We start from the raw sequence: 22,074 nt of genomic DNA on the forward strand, positions 1-22,074 counted from the left end.
TAAGAATAATGAAATACCTTACTTTATCAGCTTTGCTGCTTCTTAGCCTGAGTGCATTTTCCCAATCTGGATCTGGATTAAAGGGGGAAATTAAAAATGAATTAAATGAACCTCTTGCAGGAGCCACAATTTATCTACAGGAATTACAAAAAGGAACCACAACAGATTTCGACGGATTTTATACTTTAAAGAATATTCCCAAAGGAACTTGGACAGTAACAGTGAGAATGCTAGGGTATCAAACCAAAAAAGAAAAGGTAGAATTTACTACCGATAACTTCCAAACTTATAGTACAACAATGAAGGAAGATTACGGGAGTCTGGACGAAGTTGTAATCTCTGCAAGCCGAAACCCGGAATACCTTTCTGAAATTCCTGCTTCCATTACGGTGGTGAATTCAGCAAAACTTAAAGAATTTACCAAATTCACATCCAATATTAATGAAATTTTAGCTTATACCGTTCCTGGTCTTGCTGTGAGTACAGGAACATTTTCCAATTGGGGACAGACTTTAAGAGGCCGATCCTTGTTGGTAATGGTCGATGGAATTCCTCAATCCACCCCGCTGCGAAATGGGCAATTGGGAATTAAAAGTATTAATCCCAATGATATAAGCAGTGTTGAAGTAATAAAAGGAGCCACTTCTATATTCGGTAACGGAGGAAATGGAGGCTTTATCAACTATATTACTAAAAATCCGAATTCCACAAAAACAATAAGCGGAACTACCAATATTTGGGGAACCTCCCAACTTTCGAATACGGAAGATGCACTAGGGTATGGGGCTTATCAATCTTTTACAGGCCAGTTAGATAAATTCAATTATTACGTTAGTGGTAGTGTAGAACGAACCGGAAATAAATATGATGCAGATGGGGTTCCGCTTCTTCCTACATATGGGTTTGATAATACAGATATTTATAGTACATACGGTAAACTGGAATATTTGCTTTCTGAAAATCAAAAATTAACACTTAATGGAAACTTTTACAAATCGCTCCAAGACTCCCCTTTTATTCCAGTTTTTGCAGATGTACAGGTATTTAATGAGGAAGGAGATTACACCTTGGAGCCAGGCTATGGTATCGAGGGTTCCATTCCGGGAGAGCAACCTACGGGTTCCGAATTGATAAATGGAAGGTTAAAATATAATTTGAACGCTATTTTTTCAAGTACTACCGATTTTGAAACCGACATCTATTATTCGAAAGCCAAAAGTATTTTCTTTTATTCCGATAAATTTGAAAATGGAGGCCAATCCGTAATCAATTCGGAAAAATATGGTGTAAGGCCTAATTTCAATACTCGAATCAATTCGTATAACGGCATAGATCTCTCATTTATCTATGGTTTGGATTTATTAAGGGATAAAACTAATCAAGGCTTGTTAGATGGAAGGCTCTGGGTGCCAAATATTGAACTTATGGGTGTCGCTCCTTATTTACAAACTACTTTGAAACTAGACAAAAAGTGGGCGTTTAAAGTTGGATTGCGCTATGATGATTTGAAAATGGATATTGCCGATTATAATACCCTTCCCTATTCGCCTAAGGGAGATGGCAACTTTAACCCTTCGGTATCAGTGCAAGGGGGAGAGCTAGCTTTCGATAATCTTGCTTTTAATATGGGAATCCGATATATTGAGCATCAGGAATTCATTCCTTACATCAGTTATTCCCAAGGCTTTTCCATAGCCGATTTAGGTTCCATTTTGAGATCGGCGAGTGCTGAAAGTATAGATAATATCCAATTGGAACCAGCTGTTACTAATAATTATGAATTCGGATTTATTTCAAAATTTAATAATCTCCGTTTAGAGGCAGTAGGATATTATAGTACCTCAAATTTAGGCACCGGAGTTGTATTTAGTGATGAGCTGAATTCGTTTATACCTTCTGAACAACCGCAAAAAATATTCGGCGGGGAACTTGCTATAGACTATGCTTTTCCAAATAATAAATTAATTCTGGGAGCTTCTTATTCCTATGTAGAAGGACTTAAAAATCCTAAAGGAGATGAAAATAACTTAAGTTACGTAGGTGGAGATGTTATTTCTGCTCCCAAATTAACAGCATATATTACTTGGAAGCCAACTGAGAAGATAAGTACTACATTGAACGTGATAAATTTGGGAGATCGAAAAAGATTTGATCCATTTCAGGACACGGAAGGAAATTATGCCTTCAGGCATACTGAATTTCCTGTAAATGGGTATACGTTAGTCAATCTATCGGCGACTTACCAAATAAAGAGCAATATTGATGTTTCCTTAGGAATAAATAACCTTTTGAATGAGTATTATTTACCTGCAAGATCACAGTGGGCTGCTCCGTTAAGATCTTTTACTGTGGTAGGAGAAGGAACTAATGCACGTCTTGGTGTAACTTATAATTTTTAAATATATAGTGGTCGCCGTTATTTATGCAAGGCAATTCATAAATAACGGCACTTCTTCATAATCAAATTTATTTCTTGAAACCTTTCTCAAAAATAGTTAAGAAAATACATCTTTATTTAGGATTGTCCTGTGGAATTTTAGCTTCCATATCAGGGCTTACTGGTTCTATGTATGTATGGCAGCCAGAGATAACGACCGCTTTAAATCCAAAATTACTCAAGGTAAATACTGTCAATAATATTTCAGAAGAAGCACTTTTAAAAACTTCCCTGACGCTTTATGAATCCCAAAAAGATACTGTAGCAAAGATATTCCTCCCTTATCGAGAACAGCAGACGATTTCTATTGTCTATAATAATGGCCAAACTCTTTATTATCATCCAAAAAATGGAATGGTTCTAGGAAAAAAATCAGCTTCTATATCATTTTTCGAGGATTTGTTAAATATCCATCGAACTTTAGGCATTCCTAAAGTTGGTAAGTACATTGTGGGTGGGAGTGCCATATTATTTTTCTTTTTTCTTCTAACATCTGGATTATTTTTATGGTTGAAAAAGTATAAATCGAATTTTAAAAAAGGGATTAAAATTAAATGGAAACGAAATAAAAAAAGGTTTAACTACGACGTTCATAAAACACTTGGTATCCTCTTTTTCTTGCCGTTGCTCGTCATGGCCTTTTCTGGTGGATATTTCACTTATAACACCTACTATAAAGAAGGTTTTAAGTTTGCAGATGGTTCTACCATAAATACCAAACCTAAAAAAAAGAAGAAGGTGGGCACTACGTTAGACATACTAGACTTATTAGAGAATCCAGACAAAAAATATTCACTTCGTGCAATTTACTTTCCTAAAGATCCAAATGAAGTATATCAATTTAGGTATATAAAAGACCGATTTATTGTTCCCGGCCTTAGAAAAACCAAGGAATTAAAATTAAATCAAAATGGTAAAGTTATTAATGCGACCTCCTTTGACAGCCATCCGATTAGTGAACAAATAGCAGCACAAATGTACCCAATTCATATTGGAGAAATCGCAGGCTTACTAGGTAGGATTTTGGTTTTTATCTCAGGGTTTGTTCCAATAATTCTATTTATTACAGGTCTTCGATCTTACTATTTTAGAATGCAAAGATGAATTTGCCATGTTAAATTGATTAATTTATTCCTTCTTTTATATTCATCTATAAATTTATAAACATATGTAAATAATTATTTTAGCCCCAAATTAGGCTCTCGAAAAATCTTTAGGGACATAAATTTTATTAAATCAAAATAAATGTATTCCCAAAATTAAATTATTTGTATATCCGTTTTTTGTCCTAATAGTTCTTTCGTCACCCTGAATTTATTTCAGGGTCTCCATATTGCATTGATGTACATTGAAATGAGATTCTGAAACAAGTTCAGAATGACGTCATTTTTCAGTTTAGGATACTTTACGGACAAACGATTTAAATTATTAAGGTATATAAAAATTATGATCAATGTCTAAATTTAATGAACATAAAAACAAATGGGGAATAGCAAGAGGGTAACGGGCAGAGCCGCGTTACAATCCATTTCCCCTTAGTTTTGCTTTCATTTAATAGTGAATAGTGATGAATCGTATGAAATAAAAAAATCCCTTCAAACTTTTTTACTAAAAAATGCTCACAGCCCAGTAAAATTGGTGAACTTTTTACTAAAAAACACCATTTTTAGAAGGGAATTCTTACAAATTGTATGGGATATAATATCTAAGAACTTATTGAAAATGTTAGTAGATTTTAGTTAACAACAAAGAACGTTTACCACATCTCCTTTCATCACTTCGCAAAAGCTCCGTTCCAGAAAAAGAGGTTCATTCACAAGCTCTTGGACACAAGTCAAAAAAGTATTTGCATCATTCTATAAGTCCTAGGAGGAAAACTTTTTTGACTTAAGTGCGCTTGTTCCATTTTCATAACTAACTTCTGGCTTCAAAAGAATGATCATTCCTTCAATATTTTTATTCAGCTTTCATAGCTTTAACTTTTATTGCATAAGAAACAGGATTTGAAATTAACGGCCTGCATAAAACTGCTTTGCTTTTTATAAGGCCTTTACTTGAAGTGAGATTGCATCAAAAGGTAATGCATACGGCTCTGAAATAAGTAAATGAATATGGAAAAAAACTATTTTCATTTTGATCTCAATACGCTGCGTAATTAAGCACAAAAGGAAAATGCGCCAGGTAAAAAAAGTGAATTTTTATGATAGGTCAAGTCAAATTTTCAGCTGTTTTAAAAGAAAAGAAAGATCTAAAAAAAGCTGGTTTCCATTCGAAGAAAAATTAATTTCAAATGAGGAATATAAATTACACCGGTAAATTCTCTCCGGGAGGAATTCATTTTTGAGTAGCAAAGCAAGATGTGTCATTGTGATGATTTACAAACTCAATAGAAAATTTATGAGTAATTGCAAATTTGCTTACATCTGTGGGTTGTACTAAACTACTTCTTCTAATGCAGATTTCCATATTATAAATCCCTTTTTGTCATCTGAATAATCGTGTATAATTCTCGTAAAGTTTTCAGGGCTTTTTTCTAAAAATGTCTGTCTTCCTTTTTCTCTAATAATACTTAATTGGTTATCAATTTGTCTTACTTCCTCAATTAAAGATGCTTTGTTTTTAGGGACATACCAAATATAAGTGGCTTCTTCAGTGTCCAAAGTTTCCAAAATAATAAAATAATTATTCTCTCCGGCAAGCAGAAAAACAAATGAAAATGGATTTAATACAAAACGAATTTTCATTATCGGACTTTCGTGTTTGTTAGCCAAGTATCGAATGTTCTGTGAATGTTTGTATTGCTTGTTTTTCAGAATTTCATTCAACAAATCTTCTGCGTGAGCATAAATTTTCTCCTGTTCTTGTAATTCATCAGAAGTCAGGATGTTTTGATTTTTTGGACTGAACTTCTTGAGCAATCCTTTATTTAGAAACTGAAATTTCACGCCCTCAACCACTTCTTTATTGATTCGGTCCATATCAGTTGATAGTGCCAATTGAGAAACCAATTTCCCGTTTTCAAATTCAGCAAACAATTCTACAGCAACACTTTTTGACTTTAGAGTTTTGATAAAATAGGGTTTAAGCACCTCAAATTCTGGTCTAATTTCGTTGTTTTCAACCTGAAATTGAAGTTCCGTATTCATCTCGACAACTGCATATTTGAACGCCACACTTCCATAATGAAACTCTAATTCCTCAATTGCAACTTTAATTTTCTTTTCTATAGTTATAACGTGATTTGAAGTTGGGATTTCATCCTTTAGTTCATCAAACAAAGTTGCCTGCTGGTCAATTTTTCGATAATAAGTATTTCGCTTTAAGAAAAGTCTGTTGACATAATCAATTTTATAATCTCGATAATCATAAATGATTGGGTTTATTTCAGAGCGTTGTACCCTGCCTATATATTGGATTAGTTTGCCTTCAAAAGAAAAGGGATAGACCAAAAACAAACAGCTAATATTTTGTAAATCTGTTCCTTCCCCAAAATATTGTCCTGTTGTAATTAAAACCTGAAAGTTCCCTTCTTGTAATGTTTTCCATTTAGTTTTTTTGTAAGTTTCTGAATCTTCTCCGCTCAGCGTAATGGCTTCATACGATTGTTTTAAAAACAAATACAACGTATCAATATGCTCTTTTCGTTCGGTAATGATTACTGTTTTTTTACCTTGGTTCAGTTCCGTTTTTACATCTTCCAATATCAGTTTATTTCGGGTGGTATCGTGAACCAATATTTTTGAGAACACTTCAAAAATGTCAGTTTTAGAGTTGTAGGGAACATCTAATTCTGTATTTCGAATAATGATTTTTGCCTCTTTATAATTTTCAATTTCGGTGGGTTGAATATTCGCAATAATCTCTCCCAAATGTGTAAAAATCATTTTACCATCGTTATATTTTCTGAAAGGAGTAGCGGTTAATCCATATAAATAATAGGCTTCTAATTTCTCAATCGTATTTCTGAAAGTTTTGGCAGGAACGTGATGGCATTCATCCACAATGATGGTTCCAAATTGATTTTGAACAGATTCTATTTGTTTTGGTAAACTTTGAATTGTTGCAACAGTAATTTGTTTACCAATTTTTGACTTCCCTTGACCGATAACGCCAATATCTCTTTTCGGAATACCCAGAAATACTTCAATCCGTTCTATCCATTGTTTCAATAAATGTTTTCGGTGAAGAATAATAAGTGCCGGTTGTCTTTTATCGGCAATTATTTTTAGTCCAATCACTGTTTTTCCAGAATTTGGTGGGGCTACAATTACCCCGTAATCCTTTTTAGAACTCGTATTTATTACACCTAGTTGATGATTTCGCAACGCAGCATTAAACGCAAAAGGAATTGATGGCTTAAGTTTTCTTCCATCAACAAATTCAAATTCGATTTGTGATTCTTTACAAAACCTCAAAAGCTTGCCTATAAATCCCCGAGGAACAAAGATTTCACTTTCCGATTCCTCAATCATTTTAAAATAACGAGCTGTTTCAAAGGTGTTCCTTCCTGATTTCTTTTTGATGAAAAACTCGGAATTGGCAAAATTCAATTCTTCTTTCAGAAAATGCGTAAGCGTTGGCGTTAATCCAATTCTGCTAATTCTTATAGTATTGCTTAAATAAATACTAAGTTTTCCATTTGTTGTTTGCGGTTTTATTTTCCCAGCATCAGGCGCTAATCTATTATAAAGTTCGTCCAAATAGTCTATGGAAACCTTTTGAACATTTTTCAAAAAATTCCATTGATCAGTAAATTGTTCAAATGATTCGGGATCAACAAAGCAGCTGTTTCCCTTTTCAAAGGTTGGCTTATAAAGCGGTAAAGCAATGAGGTTTCCGAAGCCTTTACCTGAGAGAAAATCCTGATTGGGAAATAATCTATCAAAACTTGAACTTTTGTCGAACATTGAAAATGCCCCAGATTGTTCTAAAATAGAAATGAATATTTTGCGACTTCTTATGGCAGGATATGGTTTGTCAAAAAATATCCAAACGTGTCCGCCATTACCAGAACGGGAACGCTCCAAATAAGCTGGAATGTCTTTATCATTACAGGCGTTTAGAAAAGTAATAGCTTCCTTTTGCCAATTGGCTTTATCAAAATCTGCTACTAAAAACCAAGTGGTATTGTCTTGTAATAGTGGATAAATTCCAATCTGATGAAATCCATCTAAGTGCTTTTGAATTTGTTCATCAGTAAATTTTAGATAGGATTTCTCTTTAAAATTATGAAAAGTACCACCGTTCATTTTATGTGTACGAAAACGATATGGGTCGTAAAAAACGGCTGGCATATAGCCCGATTTACTCCCCCCGCCTGCCGGACGGGCAGGTTTTTCCCAACGGACTGCAAACACATCTTCACGCCCTTTGAAAAGGTAGCGAAAAAGATTGATATTTTCAGAAATTGAAACCATATCATTAAAATTACTCAACCCCAATCGTCATAATCACGTTGTTCCATAGGAGTTTTTCTTATTTCATCAATATTGGATAATATTTTGTCTAATGTCTTTCTAAACTCTTTTTCGATTACAGATTCACCATAGAAAATATCATCTATTATTTTTTCGAAATCATCCAACTGAAGCCAATCTTTTATTTTGGCTTCTGCTTGATTCAAATAGTGGTCATCATCTAAACAACTAGACGCCAATACCCCGAATTGCAAAGTCAAGTCGTGATTGAATTTTTCTGCCCCTGCGATGATTCCCTTATAAGCCGGTATTGATAAATCGTCTGTATCCATTATTTCTTATTTCTATTTAATCTTCTCGCTGACAACTTCTGCCAAATACTATCCGCAAGTTTTATTTCTTTTGATAATTAAATTCATCTTTTAGTTCATTCATAAAGTAACTTCCCTTTGCTGCGGAACTCATTAATTCTTTATACACATTTTCTGGAACATCAAAATACTGGTAAACAGCTCCGTGGTGAAATTCTATTTCTAAAATGCGTGCTTCTTTGTCATAACCAACAGCCGCAATGTTGGAAGAGTCTACTGGAATTCTTTTTATTCCTGTAATACTGTCTTCTGAAATGATAGCGAGCACTTTTTTACCTAAATCAGTAGTATAATATTTTTGATTTTTACTTGTTGGCTTATCAGGCAACGTTTGTTTTAACCAGTCAACCTCCAAGAGAGGTTTTATGTAGTTATCGAAATTTCTGCTGTTATTATACAAATCCAAGTTTTCCAAAATAGATAAACGGTTTTGTGGCTTTTCACAATAGTTTAATACCTTTAGATAAATAGATTCTAAAAGTTCAAGTAACTTAGGCTCTACTTGATCTCTTTTTGGTGTTTTTTGCGACCTAAGATGTTTGTCTATTTCGACTAATGATCTTAAAATCAATGTTTTATCTTTGTCCTTTCTTAGGTCGTCTTCCTGACCTAGGATGGAATTTGTGAGTGGGTGTACGGATAGAATACACAAAAAATAAGCATTGTTTTCGTCCGTCTCAAAAATGGGTGGAGGTGAACCATTTTCGGCTAAACTTTTGTGAATAATAGGCAATCCGGTTCCTCTGCCTTTCATGAGTTTCAGCTCTTTTAAATATCCACCTATTTTACGGTTTCTGTAATCACGTGCCACTACTCTTTGTTTTTTTAACATCGCTTGGTTAATAGGTGGCATAGGACCAGGGAAACTCAATATTTCAATTTTATCTTTATGTATTTGAATCTCAACAGGGTTTTCATGCTCATAGCTTTTATGATAAACGGCATTGACCACCGCTTCTTCTATAGCTTGAAAGGGATAGTTAAAGAAGCGTATGGATTCTGCTTGCTTAGCTGATTTAACCACCAATTCTTCGACAATAGTTGATTTAAAATACTGCAAAACATCTCTAATCTGCTGAATAATAGAACCTGTAAATATTTTTTCGGTATAATCTTTCCCAACTTCATTTTTATGAATCACCAATTCAATAGTCGCTCCGGAAAAATATTTTTCGGGATGTTCATTAAACAAGAGCAAACCAGCATTTGTAGGTCGTAATAGTTCGTCTGAACCTTTGGCAATCATTAGATGTCTGCACAATTCAGGGAATGGCATTTTTGTACTCTCCTCATACAAGGAGCTCATCACTTCTTTCAAATAGTTTTGAATCAAACGCAAATTCAAATCATCTAACAAAGCGGTTTGGTTTATTCGGTCATCAAATGGGATGCGTGCCGTGAGTTCAATCAACCTTCTCTCGTCATCAGAACCATCTTTTATTTTTAACGTTTTTGAACCTCGCTTGATGTACATTGCTCTTTCAGTTCTTTTTTTGCTTAAACCAATGGGGGCTTTGTAGGGTCTGTTATCTCCCGCGGGGGCAAAAACAACCAGGATATGCCTCTCATCCATTAAATAAGGCTGAAAAACAGGAATATATACAGGGCTTAATTTATGAGACAGTTCAATCAGTTTTTTCTGGATAGCATCCAATTCTTGAACCTCTAAACCAATTGGCGGTAATTTAGCTTTGCCATTTTCTTCTTCTACTCCAATAATGACATAACCTCCATCCCAGTTGTTAATATCATTAGCATAGGCACATAAAGAGTGAATGACATCCTCTGGATTCCATCCTTTTTTTAACTCAATCCGATCCCATTCAACCGTATTGCCGTGTAGTAATTCATCTATATTTATGGGTAATGCCATTATTTATTTAAATCATATTAAAATTTTTCACTATAATTTCATCATATATTGATGGGGATATCCAAAAACGCTAACCAATTTTTTCTTTGACTCTTTTACTTTTTATTAGCTTTTATATATTTCAACCTTTCCTCGGCTACTTTCAATGCTTCTATTCCTAAATCTTCGTCTTTAATTTCATTCAAAATCTTGTCGCTTAGGAACAAAATCAAAAGTTCCTCTGTGTTGTAATTGTATATGTCGGCAAGTTTCAAAACAACTTCTTTTGTAATTTTCCGCTCTCCACGCTCCATTTTGCTCAAAATAGCTACATCAATGTCGAGCAACGCAGCCACTTTCCGCAAGGGGAGTTCCTTTACTTCTCGTATGTGCCTTAACTTTTCGCCTATTGTTTCTGTTGACATAATCTATATTGACATAATGTGTCTAAAATAGGGAGAGATTTTTGATTTATCTTTACTGATTTGAAATTAATTTCAACATTCCTGTCGAGCCTTAACAAATTGTCTTTTTAGCAAAGCTTGGGGTATGTGCCTTATGAAGAAATGGAAATACTAGATGAATTGCAAGAATTTGTAAAATAATCATATTTTAAAAAGGAAAGTGAAGCTTATCACCTTATGAACTAGATAATTTTAAATCCTTTTCTTGGACTATATTTTAAAATTGGATTAAACTTTAAAAGCTATATCCATAGAAATTCTATTTACACAAAATTTTGGATACTGTCTTTATTTTTTAGTGAACGTATGCCAAAATAAATTCCCATTTCAAATGGATATAAAATTGAATTTTTGGCTTTGGGTTCAAGACTTTTTGGACGAACCTTTTTTCCTAGAACAGGATGTAGGGAAATATGATTAGTACACGCATAAATTTCACTTCAACTTTTGAATTTGTCGCAAAAATGAGCCTGTTTATAGCAATTCCGAGCGCATTTGTCGCAAATTTCTGGAAATACAAAATTAAAAACAGATACAAGTATTTGAAAATCAATAATTTAAAAATATGTAACATCGCTCTGCGTGTTACCCTCTTGCTACTCATTTTTATCCGCTTCGCTACTAAAAATGGTAGCTTCTGTAATGGGCATTAAAACGCTTCCTAATAAAAACCATATACTTATTATATCTTGAACGTTTTCCTTTTGTTTTAGTAAAAAAGTTAAAAAAAAGTGCAAATTGAAAATGGATGTTCTTTTCAATTCCATTTACTTCCCATAGCGCCATCCGTTACCTTTTGGTGATTTTTTACACGGGATTTGTAATTGGCAAAGGCTTATAAAAGGGAAAGCGCAGCGACCGGTTATGCTGCCGTCCAATTTTAAATCCTGTAATTTTTCCATCAAAAGGTAATGGTAGGTGGGAAGTTGGAGGGCCAACCTTGAAATACAGCACGAAAGTTATCTCCTATATTTTCATATAACTACGAATGCCAGCGGACTTGAGCCAAAAAATATTTTAAAGCAGCTTTACATTACTCTTATCCGGAATGTACTTTAAGAAATGTAATATAAAAGCACCTTCTATTTTTTGGCTTGTGTCCAAGATTTTTTAGACGAACCGCTTCTCCTGAAATGGAGTTTTTACGCAATGTAGGGAAATGGGGTGAGGACTTTGCCGTCTTCTAAAGCTTAAAACAACTATTTTTTATCATTGGGATTCCCTTTTACGAAGAGAAGGCTTCAACTTTTTCCGAAGTATATCTATATCAGATGAAATCTTGGTATCAATTACCCTAGCATAGATTTGTGTAGTGGTAAGTTTGGTATGCCCCAATAATTTCGATACAGTTTCAATAGGTACGCCATTGGAGAGCGTTACCGTCATTGCAAAGGTATGCCTAGCCACATGGAAACTCAGCTTTTTATGGATACCACACTGGCTGGCGATATCCTTAAGGTACTTATTGGTTTTCTGGTTGGAAAATATAGGCAGCAAAAACTCTGAATTATTAGAGGCAGAATATTTATTCAATATAGTCTTAGCTTTTTCCAATAGAGGTATTTTCATAGGAGTCTGGCTCTTTTCCCGGAAACAGTGTATCCAGTCCCGTCCATCAATACCTTTTACCAAATGGTTTTTTTGAAAGTTTCTTTACATCTGTGCAAGATAAACCGGTATAGTAAGCAAATAGAAAGATGTTCTTGGTTTTTTCCAATGTGGTACTGGAAATATAGTTTCTTCCAGTTTTTGAAGCTCCAACCTGCTTAAAAAAGCCCGGTCAAACTTTTTGAATTTCATCTTATAGTCCCGGAATGGGTTCTTGAACATCCATTCTAATTTTATGGCGAGGTTCAGTAATTTCTTGAACCGTTCCATATGTTTCATGATCCCATTATTGGTCAGTTGTAGCTTTCCAAAACAGGATACTGAATGTGATTTTTGTTTCCATTACCTTCTCTTTTAAAAGTTAATAAATTGAGATAAACGAAAATCAAATCACTTTATAAGGTCCGGTAGGTTGAAGTTAAGAAAAAAAGGTGACCGAAGAGGTGACCGATTAGGTCACTTTAAAGATGGTTTTAAATAAAAACAAATGATCCTAAATTCTATTAAAGTATTGAAAATCATTTGTTTAGGTATTATTTAATGTCATTTAAAACATTAAAAGTCGGGGTGGCAGAACGCACCTCTTATTTGTTATCCCTTGTTAATAGAGACTTTTCAATATTTCTGATTTAAAAGGTCACCGAATCGGTTCCATTTATTTCATAATCATTGGATTTAGTTATCATCTTTTCGCATCCATAAATTCATTCATTTCACTGATCTAAGATTTTGATCTGCATATATTTTGAAATCTGTAAATACCTTATCTTAAGTTACAAATTGTTATTTACAGACTAAAACTAAACTTAAATAAAGTTAATTATTTTGACTTCATCTTAAAGATATGATTTGATTTTTTAAAATAAAAATCACACGACTGTTTAATAACTCTTTTATTGGATTATCACTAAAACCGTAAAAATCCTACGGTTTCAATTGATAGTTTCCAGTTGTTAATCCATTATCATTGTTTTATCTGAAAAATTTTCAATAAAATTGATATGGATTTAAAAACTAATGTTTGTTTCTTACTTGTTTTATTCTCTTGTTTGAGTTTATTCTCTCAACAAACCTTACCAGAAGTAACACCCCCTTCACCAACTGCATTTGAATTAGGTAAATATGGTGATATCCCTGTAGGGATGTTTACTGGAACTGCCAATGTTAATATTCCTCTTTATAATTTTAAGAGCAAAAACCTTTCTTTCCCAATTTCTCTTAGCTATAATAACAGTGGAATTAGGGTGAATCAAGTATCAAGCTGGGTAGGTTTAGGTTGGAACTTGAATATTGGTGGAGTAATAACGCGAACGGTTAAAGGACATGCGGATAATACTGTAGGTAGTAATTCATCTAATAGGGATTTTCCAGACCTAGAGATTACTGAGGGGGTTAATAATTCTAAGTTAAATCCAGATGTTCATAAATTTCTATATCAAAACTCTATTAATGGTAAGGATGCAGAGCATGATCTTTATAATTTTAATTTTATGGGTTTTCAAGGTCAATTTGTGATCGATGGGTATGACCGTATTGTATTATTGAATAATGATAAGGCTCTTAAGATTACAAGTTCAGGCAGTCTCGATTCTACAACATTTCAGATCACAGATGAATCTGGAATAAAATACACTTTTTCAGTTGTAGAGGAATCAGAAACCATCTCTATTTGCAATGATGCAGCAAATGCGCCTAGACCGATTACTGCATGGTATCTTTCTCAAATCACACATCCTCTTGGAGATCAGATCAATCTCGGTTATGTATCCAATACATATACCTATTATCAAGGTAAGTCTGAAACTTATGGGAGATCAAAAACTTATAAATCTTGTGGAGATATTTCGTGCGATGATTGGGGGTACTCTTACTGTGAACTTCATTATAGAGTAGTTGGAGTGAAATTGGCAACTATAAGTACTAACAACCCTTTAGATGGCCAGGTGGTTATTAAATCTGATCTTGTACATCCAGATATTTTGTCCTATGAATTAGTTGAGGAGATAAAAATTCTAAATTCAACCGGCTCAATTTTAGAAAAGGTAGGATTGAATTACTTTTTCAACTCCAATAAAAGAGTATTTCTAGATAATATCACTTATAAGGATTTAACCAAAAAGCATACATTTTCATATAACAATTCCTCAAATTTTCCTAAGAGAGATAGTAAAGGCCTCGATCATTGGGGATTTTATAATGGACAAACAAACAACCCCTCTTTATTGCCCAGACCTAATACCACTTTATGGCAGAATCCTCAAAATATTGGGGCAGACCGAGAACCCAATGCTACCTATGCTATCTATGGATTGTTAAGTGAGGTTACTTTTCCAACTGGTGGTAAAACTAAATTTTATTATGAGCCTAATATGTATTTTGGCTATAAACGAGAATATGTGAATAACACGATTTTTGTGAACAGCAATCCATATTCTCCTTATAATGCAATTGCATCATTTTCGACAAGTTCAAATTACAGCAATACTAGTAACTACCCCACACGCCTTCTAGGCTATGAAGATATTGATAATTTCGGGTGTTTTGGCTGTAGTGGTAGTGGGAGACTTGAACTTTGGGATGTCACAGGATCCCCACAGCTCAAAAATAGATATGATTTTTCAAAAGGAAATTTACTTGATGTAGAATTTAGTCTTTCTCCTAGCAGGGATTATGAATTGAGAGTTAGTGCTTTATCAGGATCGCTTCATTGGATGGGAAAACTGGAATTCTATGATGAACAGAATGTGCAGCAAAACCAAATTGGCTCTGGGATGCGCATAAAAAAAACAGAGGATTATCTTAATGATGGACAGAATATGATCAAGCGCTATTATTATGCAAAATTAAATAACCTGCAACAGTCAACCGGTATCGAAGGGGTTAAGCCGGACTATTTATCGGAAGCTATTCAAAGGAAAATTTGTGAAGGAAGTGGTCCATTCCCTTTAGGAGCATCTATCGATTGTTTTCAAGAAATACTGTCCTCAAGCAGTTCACAATCATTACTTAATCAACGCGGTAGCATTGTCAATTATTCAAATGTAACCGTGAGTATTGGGGGTAATAATTTTGAAAACGGCGCAGAGGAACATGAGTTTATAATAAATAGGCTTAGTACTGCAGAGATCATTCATGGAGGAGGAATATATTTAGAATTGCCTTTGTTCAATCAAAATGCATTGAATAATGGTTTTGAAAAAACTGTGGCATATTATAGGAAAATTAATGGGGTCTTAAAAAAGGCATATCAAAAGGAGTTCACTTTTTCTAGTGATCCATTATTCAGTAAAGAGATTCCGAGCTATATAGTAAAGAAAGCATACGAGGAAAACATTTTCACTACCCCACAGCCTTATACGTGTACCTCTTCTGATATTAATAAAACTTATACTTATAGCTATTGTGCAACCAATCATGTGCATTTTTGGAAACAGCTCCCAAATATCTCATGCATCGCTAGTGGTGCCAATAATCAAAATATAATAAAAGAACATCCATGTAATAGACAAAACAAATCTGCTGGGCAAACTGTGGCTATTGATGCATTTAACATCAATCATGTAGAAGCGATTAAATACAATTATATCGTTGAACGATATACGTTGGATAAAACAGTTGAGCGTAATTATGATGAAAATGGAACGGAAATAAACTCCAAGGTAATAGAGAATTTCTATGAGAATCCTAAGAACCTGCAATTAACCAGACAACTACTAACTACTAGCGATGGCAATACATCAATTACTACGATGTTTTATGCAGATGATGTGAACTCAGTAAATAGTCTGGGATATGATAATTTGACAACTGCGGAATATGCTGCAATCTCAAAGTTAAAAGTTGCTAACGAACATCGTATAGCAATTCCTATTCAAACCTTAACTGAATTAAAAAACTCCTCAGGAACTGTCCTTTCTAAAACTGCTCAAAGAACAATTTTTAAGGATGATGGAACATTGGTTTTACCGGGTTCTATGGAATCCTCAAAGTTATCAGATCCTCTTGAATCTCGAATGGTATACAAACAATATGATAACAAGGGTAATCCTCTAGAGGTATCGATGGTAAATGGCCCAACGACTGTTTATATCTGGGGTTACAATCAGCAATTTCCGATCGCTAAAATTGAAAATGCCACTTATTCAGAGGTGTCCTCTCAAGTAGGAAATCTACAAACCAAATCTAATTTGGATACAGATCGAACCATAGGAACTTCGGGTACCGAAGGAGCACTACGCTCAGCTTTAACAACCCTTAGAAATACAACAGCGTTAAGCGATGCCATGATCACTACTTATACCTATGATCCTTTGGTTGGAGTTACTAGTGTTACCGATACCAAGGGTTATATCAGTTATTATAGTTATGACACTTTCAATCGCTTACAATTCATTAAGGACGCCAATGGAAAAATCTTAAATGAGTACAAATACAACTATAAATCCAATTAAATTATGAAATCATTACTACTATTTGGATCCTTCATTTTTTTTGGTAGCCTTGTATCTGCTCAAACCGGTACAGAGAACTATGTACAGAAAAAAACCTATAAGAAGGAGTCTTCTACCGCCCTATCTGGCAACACCAATGTAATCGAGGAGATCACTTATCTCGATGGATTGGGAAGAACAAAGCAAACCATCGGAGTAGATCAATCTCCGAGCCTTCAAGATATTGTCACTTTTATTGGCTATGATGCCTATGGCAGGCAGGACAAGCAATATTTGCCAGTTCCAGATGCTACAGGGACTGCAGGAAGCTTTAAAACAGGGGATATTGCATTAAAGGCAAAAACCTATTATAAATCAAACTATGGATCAGATTTTTTAGGTACTGCGGCAACCTCCAATCCCTATTCCGAAACCCGATTTGAGGACTCGCCCTTGAACCGTGCGATAGAGCAAGGAGCCCCGGGAGACGCTTGGGAAATAAATCCCACAAGCGATACAGATCATAGTGTTAAATTTGAATACAAGGCCAATACCCATAACCCAGCCTCTCCAACTAGTTCAGCAAATGATAACGTTCGTTTATATAATGTGAGTCTGAACACTGTTTACACTCCTACGTTAAATCTTCAAGGGTATTACACGGCTGGTGAATTGTATAAATCAATCGTAAAGAATGAGAATTGGACCAGTGGAGTGAACAATACGACTGAAGAATTCAAGGACAAGCAAGGACGAGTAGTTCTAAAACGAACTTATAATGCAAGTGTTCCACATGACACTTATTACGTATATGACGCTTATGGAAACCTGACCTATGTGCTGCCCCCAAAATCGGAGCCTCAATCTGCCAAACCAGATGCTACGGAATTATCAGAACTATGCTACCAATACAAGTATGACAAGCGTAATAGATTGGTGGAGAAAAAGATCCCGGGAAAGAATGTGGAATTTATTGTTTATAATAAACTGGATCAACCCGTATTGACCCAAGATGCTAATTTAAAGGCTCAAAACAAATGGTTGTATACCAAATACGATGCTTTTGGAAGGGTGGTCTCCACGGGATTATTTACTAATAGCAGTGGCTCACAAGCCATTATGCAAGCCGCCTTAGATAATCATTACAATGGAACGGCTAATAAAGCCTGGGAGGAAAAGACTACCACCAGCACTAATAATTATTATACCAACCAAAGTTACCCAACTTCTAGTATTGAAGTGCTCACTTTAAATTATTATGATAACTACACTTTTAATACCGCAGGGTTAAAACTAAATGCAGGTACCCTTGTTTTTGATGACAATGTGGAATATACCACCAAAGGACTTCCAACGGGAAGCCGGGTAAAAGTTTTGGGACAAACAAGCTGGATCACCAGTGTGATGCATTATGACGACAAAGGGCGAGTAATCTACAGTGCTAGTAACAATGCTTTTTTAGGAAGCACAGATAAAGTAAAACAAGACCTGGATTTTATTGGGAATGTACTTGCTACAGAAGCCACCCATACCAAGGGAAGTATGAATGTTGTTACATTGGATAACTACACCTATGATCATGTAAATAGACTGCTAAAGCATACCCAAACCCTAAACGGGAGAACAGAGCTGATTGCAGAAAATGCTTATAGTGAAACGGGAGAATTAAAAAGTAAAAAGGTAGGAAATATCGCTACCAGCAGCAGCCGACTGCAAACGGTGGATTACACCTATAACGTTCGAGGTTGGTTAAAGCAAATTAATAATCCAGCGAGTTTGGGAAGCGATCTCTTTGGCTTTAAACTAAACTACAATACAGCAGGTCACGGAGCAACGCCATTGTATAACGGGAACATTGCAGAGACAGAATGGAAAACACAGAATGACAATGTGCTGCGATGGTATAATTATAGTTATGATAATTTGAACAGACTTACCGCCGGAACTGCCAATAGTACTAACTATAATGTAAGCGGGATCACTTATGACAAGAATGGGAATATTCTAACTTTAACCAGAAGAGGTCAAACCAATGCTTCTGCTTCGACTTTTGGGAACATGGATGTACTTACCTATGGCTATTCTAGTTATAGTAATAAGTTGCTAAATGTAAATGATACAGGAAATACAACCTATGGTTTTAAAGATAGTTCTGGAGCAACGACACAATACACCTATGACATCAATGGCAACTTAACATCCGATGCCAATAAGGGGATTACCAGTGTGTTGTACAACCACCTGAACATGCCGACCAAGATTACTGTTACGGGTGCTGATGCAGGTGTGTTGGATTACACCTATTCTGCCGATGGAATAAAATTGCAGAAGAAAAAGACAGTTGGAGCAAATGTAACCACAATGGACTATGCGGGCAATTTCATTTACGAAAACAACGTCCTGAAGCAGTTCTACCAACCAGAGGGCTATGTCGAACCTGACGGGAACGGCTCTTACCAATATGTGTACCAATATCAAGATATTTGGGGGAACACGAGGATAACCTATGCGGACGACAACAACAATGGGAGCGTGAACAGTTCAGAGATAAGGAGGGAGCAAAACTACTATCCCTATGGATTGGAGCATAAAGGCTATAATGGTTCTTCTTACGGGGTTAAGAATAACCTGAAAACATACCAAGGACAGGAATTTACGGAAGATTTAGGACTGAATACCCACGAATGGAAATACCGCATGAGTGATCCGTCCATAGGTAGGTTTTGGCAAATAGACCCATTGGCGGAGGATTACACCTATAATTCAACGTATGCATTTCAAGAGAACAAAATGGGAATGGGTACAGAGCTTGAAGGAGCGGAATTATTACCGCATCCTTGGATGGTTGCAGATGCAGCAGCAAACCCAAATGGCGTAAGTGCTCACGCTTTTGGAATTAGTAATGGATTAGCAAATACAGTTACTGGAACTTGGAATGCTGTTACAAACCCTGGGCAAACTTTAAAAGGAATGGCTAATATGATGATTGTAGGAGCATCACAAGGTAATCCTTCAAGTATGTTAGCATTAGATAATGCTCTTGGTTCTGATAGTTTCGGAACAAGTGCAGCAATGAGCCAAGCTCTAGATGGAGCAGTAAATGATGTAGTAAATGGTAACGGTTTTGAAAGAGGTACAGTAATTGGAGAAGTATTAGGAGCTGTTGCTGTCACTAAAGGAACCACAACGGCACTTAAAGGACTTTCTACTTTAAATAAACTCACTACAGCTGAAGGGTTTTTGTTAGGAGGTGTAAATATAAAAGCACCATTTAATATTCCTGTACAGAGATTTGGATTAATGAAAGTGGATGGAGTAAATCATTTTAGTCCTCAAATAGGCTCTAGCAAACTTCTTAATAGAACTTTTAATGCCATAAAACCTGAATTTAATTCATTAGATTTATTTACGAAAGGAATAATACCTAAAGGAACGCCTATTAAATTTGGAATTGTTGGGCCGCAAAGTTTAAAATATCCTGGAGGAAATATTCAAATATTAGCTAATCCAAAAAATGTATTAAATCAGGAATCTAAACTTATAAATCAATAATGATGTTAACCGCAGTAAATTATCCATCCAAATATAATTTTAAAGACAATCTATTAGAATATAGAGACCTCAAGGAAATGTCTCAAGGAGGTCCAGAAATTGGTAAATTATTTTTAAATAATGAAATGATATTAAAAGATGAATATTTTAGTGGACCCTTAATTTTTCAAGAAAATTTGAATAAAGTAATTGTCCCTGTATTATATAGAAGTTTTTTTTTTACTAAATTTAAAATTGCAATCATAGATTTAAGTACTAAAGAATGTGTAGTGCTTAATAAAAAGGAAGATTTGATATTACTAAAATCAGTAAGTAGAGAAAGAATTATCTCTTATTATAATGATATTAATAATAAGAATTTAAAAACATTGAAATTTTAAAGTTTAAAAAAAAAGAAGTAACAGCCACTCTTAGGAGTGGTTTTTTTGTATGCCCTAAAGTAAACCAACATTTTTGGAAAAGAAATCCTTGAACTTTTTAGAAGTGAGCATTTTATCAATCATCTTAAAGATAATGGATCTATCATCTTTATCAATTTCAGAAATTATAGGATTACGAATTGTGCTTTTAAAGTAAGGGGTTGGTTAAAACAAATCAACAACCCGGCAAGTTTGGGTACTGTAGATTTGTTTGGCTTTAAAATAAATTACAAAACGGCAGGTCATGGAGCAACACCATTGTATAATGGGGACATTGCAGAGACAGAATGGAAGACACAGAACGACAATGTCCTGCGTTGGTACAGGTATGGCTACAACAATTTAAATAGGATAACAGCCGCCACGGCGTACAGCAGCAACTACAATGTAAGTGGCGTCACCTATGACAAGAATAGGAATATTAAAACCCTTACTCGTAATGCTTGGCAAACCCCATCTACCTATACCAATATGGATGTCCTTACCTATGGCTATTCCAATTATAGTAATAAGTTGCTGAATGTAAATGATACCGGAAATACCACCTATGGTTTTAAAGATAGCTCTAGTGGCTTAACCCTCGCGTATAAAAAAGAGATCATTAAAAATTTCCGGATACTTTAACTAACTAATTTTTCGTTCCCAAATTACATCCTCCTCCCATTTTAGTTTAAAAATAAATTACTGGCCTCATTCTCTTTTTTTGGACTAATTAAATTAAAGTTTAAACCGTAATTATTGTACGGTTATTTAATCCATAATGATTTGAATTTTAGTTTCTTTTGAAAGAAATAGTTTACTTAATTTAAATCTACCGATATGTCTGGAAGAATGCATTTAAAAAAAATTTTCCTAACAGTCTTAGCGTTAAGTTTTATATCTACTAAATTAATTATAGCTCAGGAGCAGCAAGGAGAGGATTACTATATTCAGGAATTACAAAAAATAGGTAAAGACCCAATTTCTCCTGAGGCTGCGGCATTCCAAACCTATGGCAATACCCCCGTTAATTATATAACTGGAACACCAAATGTAACTATTCCATTATATGAATTTAAAGGATTAGAAGCTAGTCTACCGGTAAATTTAAATTACGATGCATCAGGAGTAAAAGTAGAAGAACTTTCAAGTTGGGTAGGGCTAAAATGGAATCTAAACTTAGGTGGACGAATCGTTAGAATCGTTAATGGATTACCAGATGATTATATTTCCGGAGGTTCCTATAATAGTATATATAATCCTAATGTTTCCGAAGATATAATAGAATACAAGAGTTTAAATCAAAAATTTGAAAGTGTACTCCAGGCACAACAATATTTAAATTTCCTGTATGACATAAGTATGAACTTTATAGATTCCCAGCCTGATTACTATCAAATAAGTCTGCCAGGAATTTCTGAAAAATTTGTAATTGATATCAGTAGTCCGAACAAAGAGGCTCATGTTATTGGAAATCCAAGAATAAAAATTGAAAGATATTCTAATTCTTTGGAAAGTTCTACGAATGGTTGGTAACTTATGAAG

13 protein-coding genes are annotated in these 22,074 nt (G+C 34.7%); 7 read left to right on the forward strand and 6 right to left on the reverse strand.

The annotated features are described in order from the left end of the window. Positions 1-8: 8 nt before the first annotated feature. Together JM83_RS14075 and JM83_RS14080 are read left to right on the forward strand one after the other, a co-directional pair. A complete protein-coding gene (locus tag JM83_RS14075; RefSeq protein WP_144962804.1) occupies positions 9-2,399 on the forward strand; it encodes a TonB-dependent receptor in 2,391 nt (796 codons plus the stop codon). Positions 2,400-2,473: 74 nt separating this feature from the next. Then, positions 2,474-3,541 (forward strand): PepSY-associated TM helix domain-containing protein, encoded by a 1,068-nt coding sequence (locus JM83_RS14080; RefSeq protein WP_144962805.1) that lies wholly within the window; start codon positions 2,474-2,476, stop codon positions 3,539-3,541. A gap of 1,331 nt (positions 3,542-4,872) precedes the next feature. Here the strand turns inward: JM83_RS14080 and JM83_RS14085 are convergent. The 6 genes from JM83_RS14085 to JM83_RS19530 all read right to left on the reverse strand — a co-directional run bounded on the left by JM83_RS14085 (position 4,873) and on the right by JM83_RS19530 (position 12,446). Further along, positions 4,873-7,854 (reverse strand): DEAD/DEAH box helicase, encoded by a 2,982-nt coding sequence (locus JM83_RS14085; protein ID WP_144962806.1) that lies wholly within the window; start codon positions 7,852-7,854, stop codon positions 4,873-4,875. Positions 7,855-7,868: 14 nt separating this feature from the next. Then, on the reverse strand, positions 7,869-8,186 hold the full coding sequence (locus tag JM83_RS14090; RefSeq protein ID WP_144962807.1) for a hypothetical protein: 318 nt from the start codon (positions 8,184-8,186) through the stop codon (positions 7,869-7,871). Positions 8,187-8,247: 61 nt separating this feature from the next. After that, positions 8,248-10,098, reverse strand: a complete 1,851-nt coding sequence (locus JM83_RS14095; protein WP_144962808.1) for a KTSC domain-containing protein — start codon at positions 10,096-10,098, stop codon at positions 8,248-8,250. 95 nt (positions 10,099-10,193) lie between these two features. After that, on the reverse strand, positions 10,194-10,502 hold the full coding sequence (locus tag JM83_RS14100) for a helix-turn-helix domain-containing protein (protein ID WP_144962809.1): 309 nt from the start codon (positions 10,500-10,502) through the stop codon (positions 10,194-10,196). 1,248 nt (positions 10,503-11,750) lie between these two features. Beyond that, positions 11,751-12,173 carry a site-specific integrase gene (locus JM83_RS19525; RefSeq protein ID WP_261376477.1) on the reverse strand — a complete coding sequence of 141 codons (423 nt, stop codon included), beginning with the start codon at positions 12,171-12,173 and terminating at the stop codon, positions 11,751-11,753. A gap of 21 nt (positions 12,174-12,194) precedes the next feature. After that, on the reverse strand, positions 12,195-12,446 hold the full coding sequence (locus tag JM83_RS19530; RefSeq protein ID WP_261376901.1) for a phage integrase SAM-like domain-containing protein: 252 nt from the start codon (positions 12,444-12,446) through the stop codon (positions 12,195-12,197). 704 nt (positions 12,447-13,150) lie between these two features. Between JM83_RS19530 and JM83_RS14110 the strand changes: the two genes are divergently transcribed. From JM83_RS14110 to JM83_RS14130, 5 genes are all read left to right on the forward strand, one after another. Further along, a complete protein-coding gene (locus tag JM83_RS14110) occupies positions 13,151-16,600 on the forward strand; it encodes a hypothetical protein (RefSeq protein WP_144962810.1) in 3,450 nt (1,149 codons plus the stop codon). 3 nt (positions 16,601-16,603) lie between these two features. Continuing rightward, positions 16,604-20,131, forward strand: coding sequence for a DUF6443 domain-containing protein (locus JM83_RS14115; protein ID WP_144962811.1), 3,528 nt, complete (start codon positions 16,604-16,606; stop codon positions 20,129-20,131). Then, the gene (locus JM83_RS14120; protein ID WP_144962812.1) at positions 20,131-20,511 is read left to right on the forward strand and encodes a hypothetical protein; all 381 of its coding nucleotides are present in this window, start codon (positions 20,131-20,133) and stop codon (positions 20,509-20,511) included. The genes JM83_RS14115 and JM83_RS14120 overlap by 1 nt, the downstream gene beginning before the upstream one ends. 231 nt (positions 20,512-20,742) lie before the next feature. Continuing rightward, positions 20,743-21,174, forward strand: coding sequence for a hypothetical protein (locus JM83_RS14125; RefSeq protein WP_144962813.1), 432 nt, complete (start codon positions 20,743-20,745; stop codon positions 21,172-21,174). A gap of 195 nt (positions 21,175-21,369) precedes the next feature. Beyond that, positions 21,370-22,065 (forward strand): hypothetical protein, encoded by a 696-nt coding sequence (locus JM83_RS14130; protein ID WP_144962814.1) that lies wholly within the window; start codon positions 21,370-21,372, stop codon positions 22,063-22,065. Positions 22,066-22,074 lie beyond the last annotated feature (9 nt).

This window comes from Gillisia sp. Hel_I_86, from assembly GCF_007827275.1.
Lineage (GTDB): Bacteria > Bacteroidota > Bacteroidia > Flavobacteriales > Flavobacteriaceae > Gillisia.

What these genes read in the sequence shown, in the direction of transcription:
- JM83_RS14075 (WP_144962804.1), top strand. Translation starts at nt 9, where the DNA reads ATGAAATACCTTACTTTATCAGCTTTGCTGCTTCTTAGCCTGAGTGCA.
- JM83_RS14085 (WP_144962806.1), bottom strand. Translation starts at nt 7,854, where the DNA reads ATGGTTTCAATTTCTGAAAATATCAATCTTTTTCGCTACCTTTTCAAA.
- JM83_RS14090 (WP_144962807.1), bottom strand. Translation starts at nt 8,186, where the DNA reads ATGGATACAGACGATTTATCAATACCGGCTTATAAGGGAATCATCGCA.
- JM83_RS14095 (WP_144962808.1), bottom strand. Translation starts at nt 10,098, where the DNA reads ATGGCATTACCCATAAATATAGATGAATTACTACACGGCAATACGGTT.
- JM83_RS14100 (WP_144962809.1), bottom strand. Translation starts at nt 10,502, where the DNA reads ATGTCAACAGAAACAATAGGCGAAAAGTTAAGGCACATACGAGAAGTA.
- JM83_RS14110 (WP_144962810.1), top strand. Translation starts at nt 13,151, where the DNA reads ATGGATTTAAAAACTAATGTTTGTTTCTTACTTGTTTTATTCTCTTGT.
- JM83_RS14115 (WP_144962811.1), top strand. Translation starts at nt 16,604, where the DNA reads ATGAAATCATTACTACTATTTGGATCCTTCATTTTTTTTGGTAGCCTT.
- JM83_RS14120 (WP_144962812.1), top strand. Translation starts at nt 20,131, where the DNA reads ATGATGTTAACCGCAGTAAATTATCCATCCAAATATAATTTTAAAGAC.
- JM83_RS14130 (WP_144962814.1), top strand. Translation starts at nt 21,370, where the DNA reads ATGTCTGGAAGAATGCATTTAAAAAAAATTTTCCTAACAGTCTTAGCG.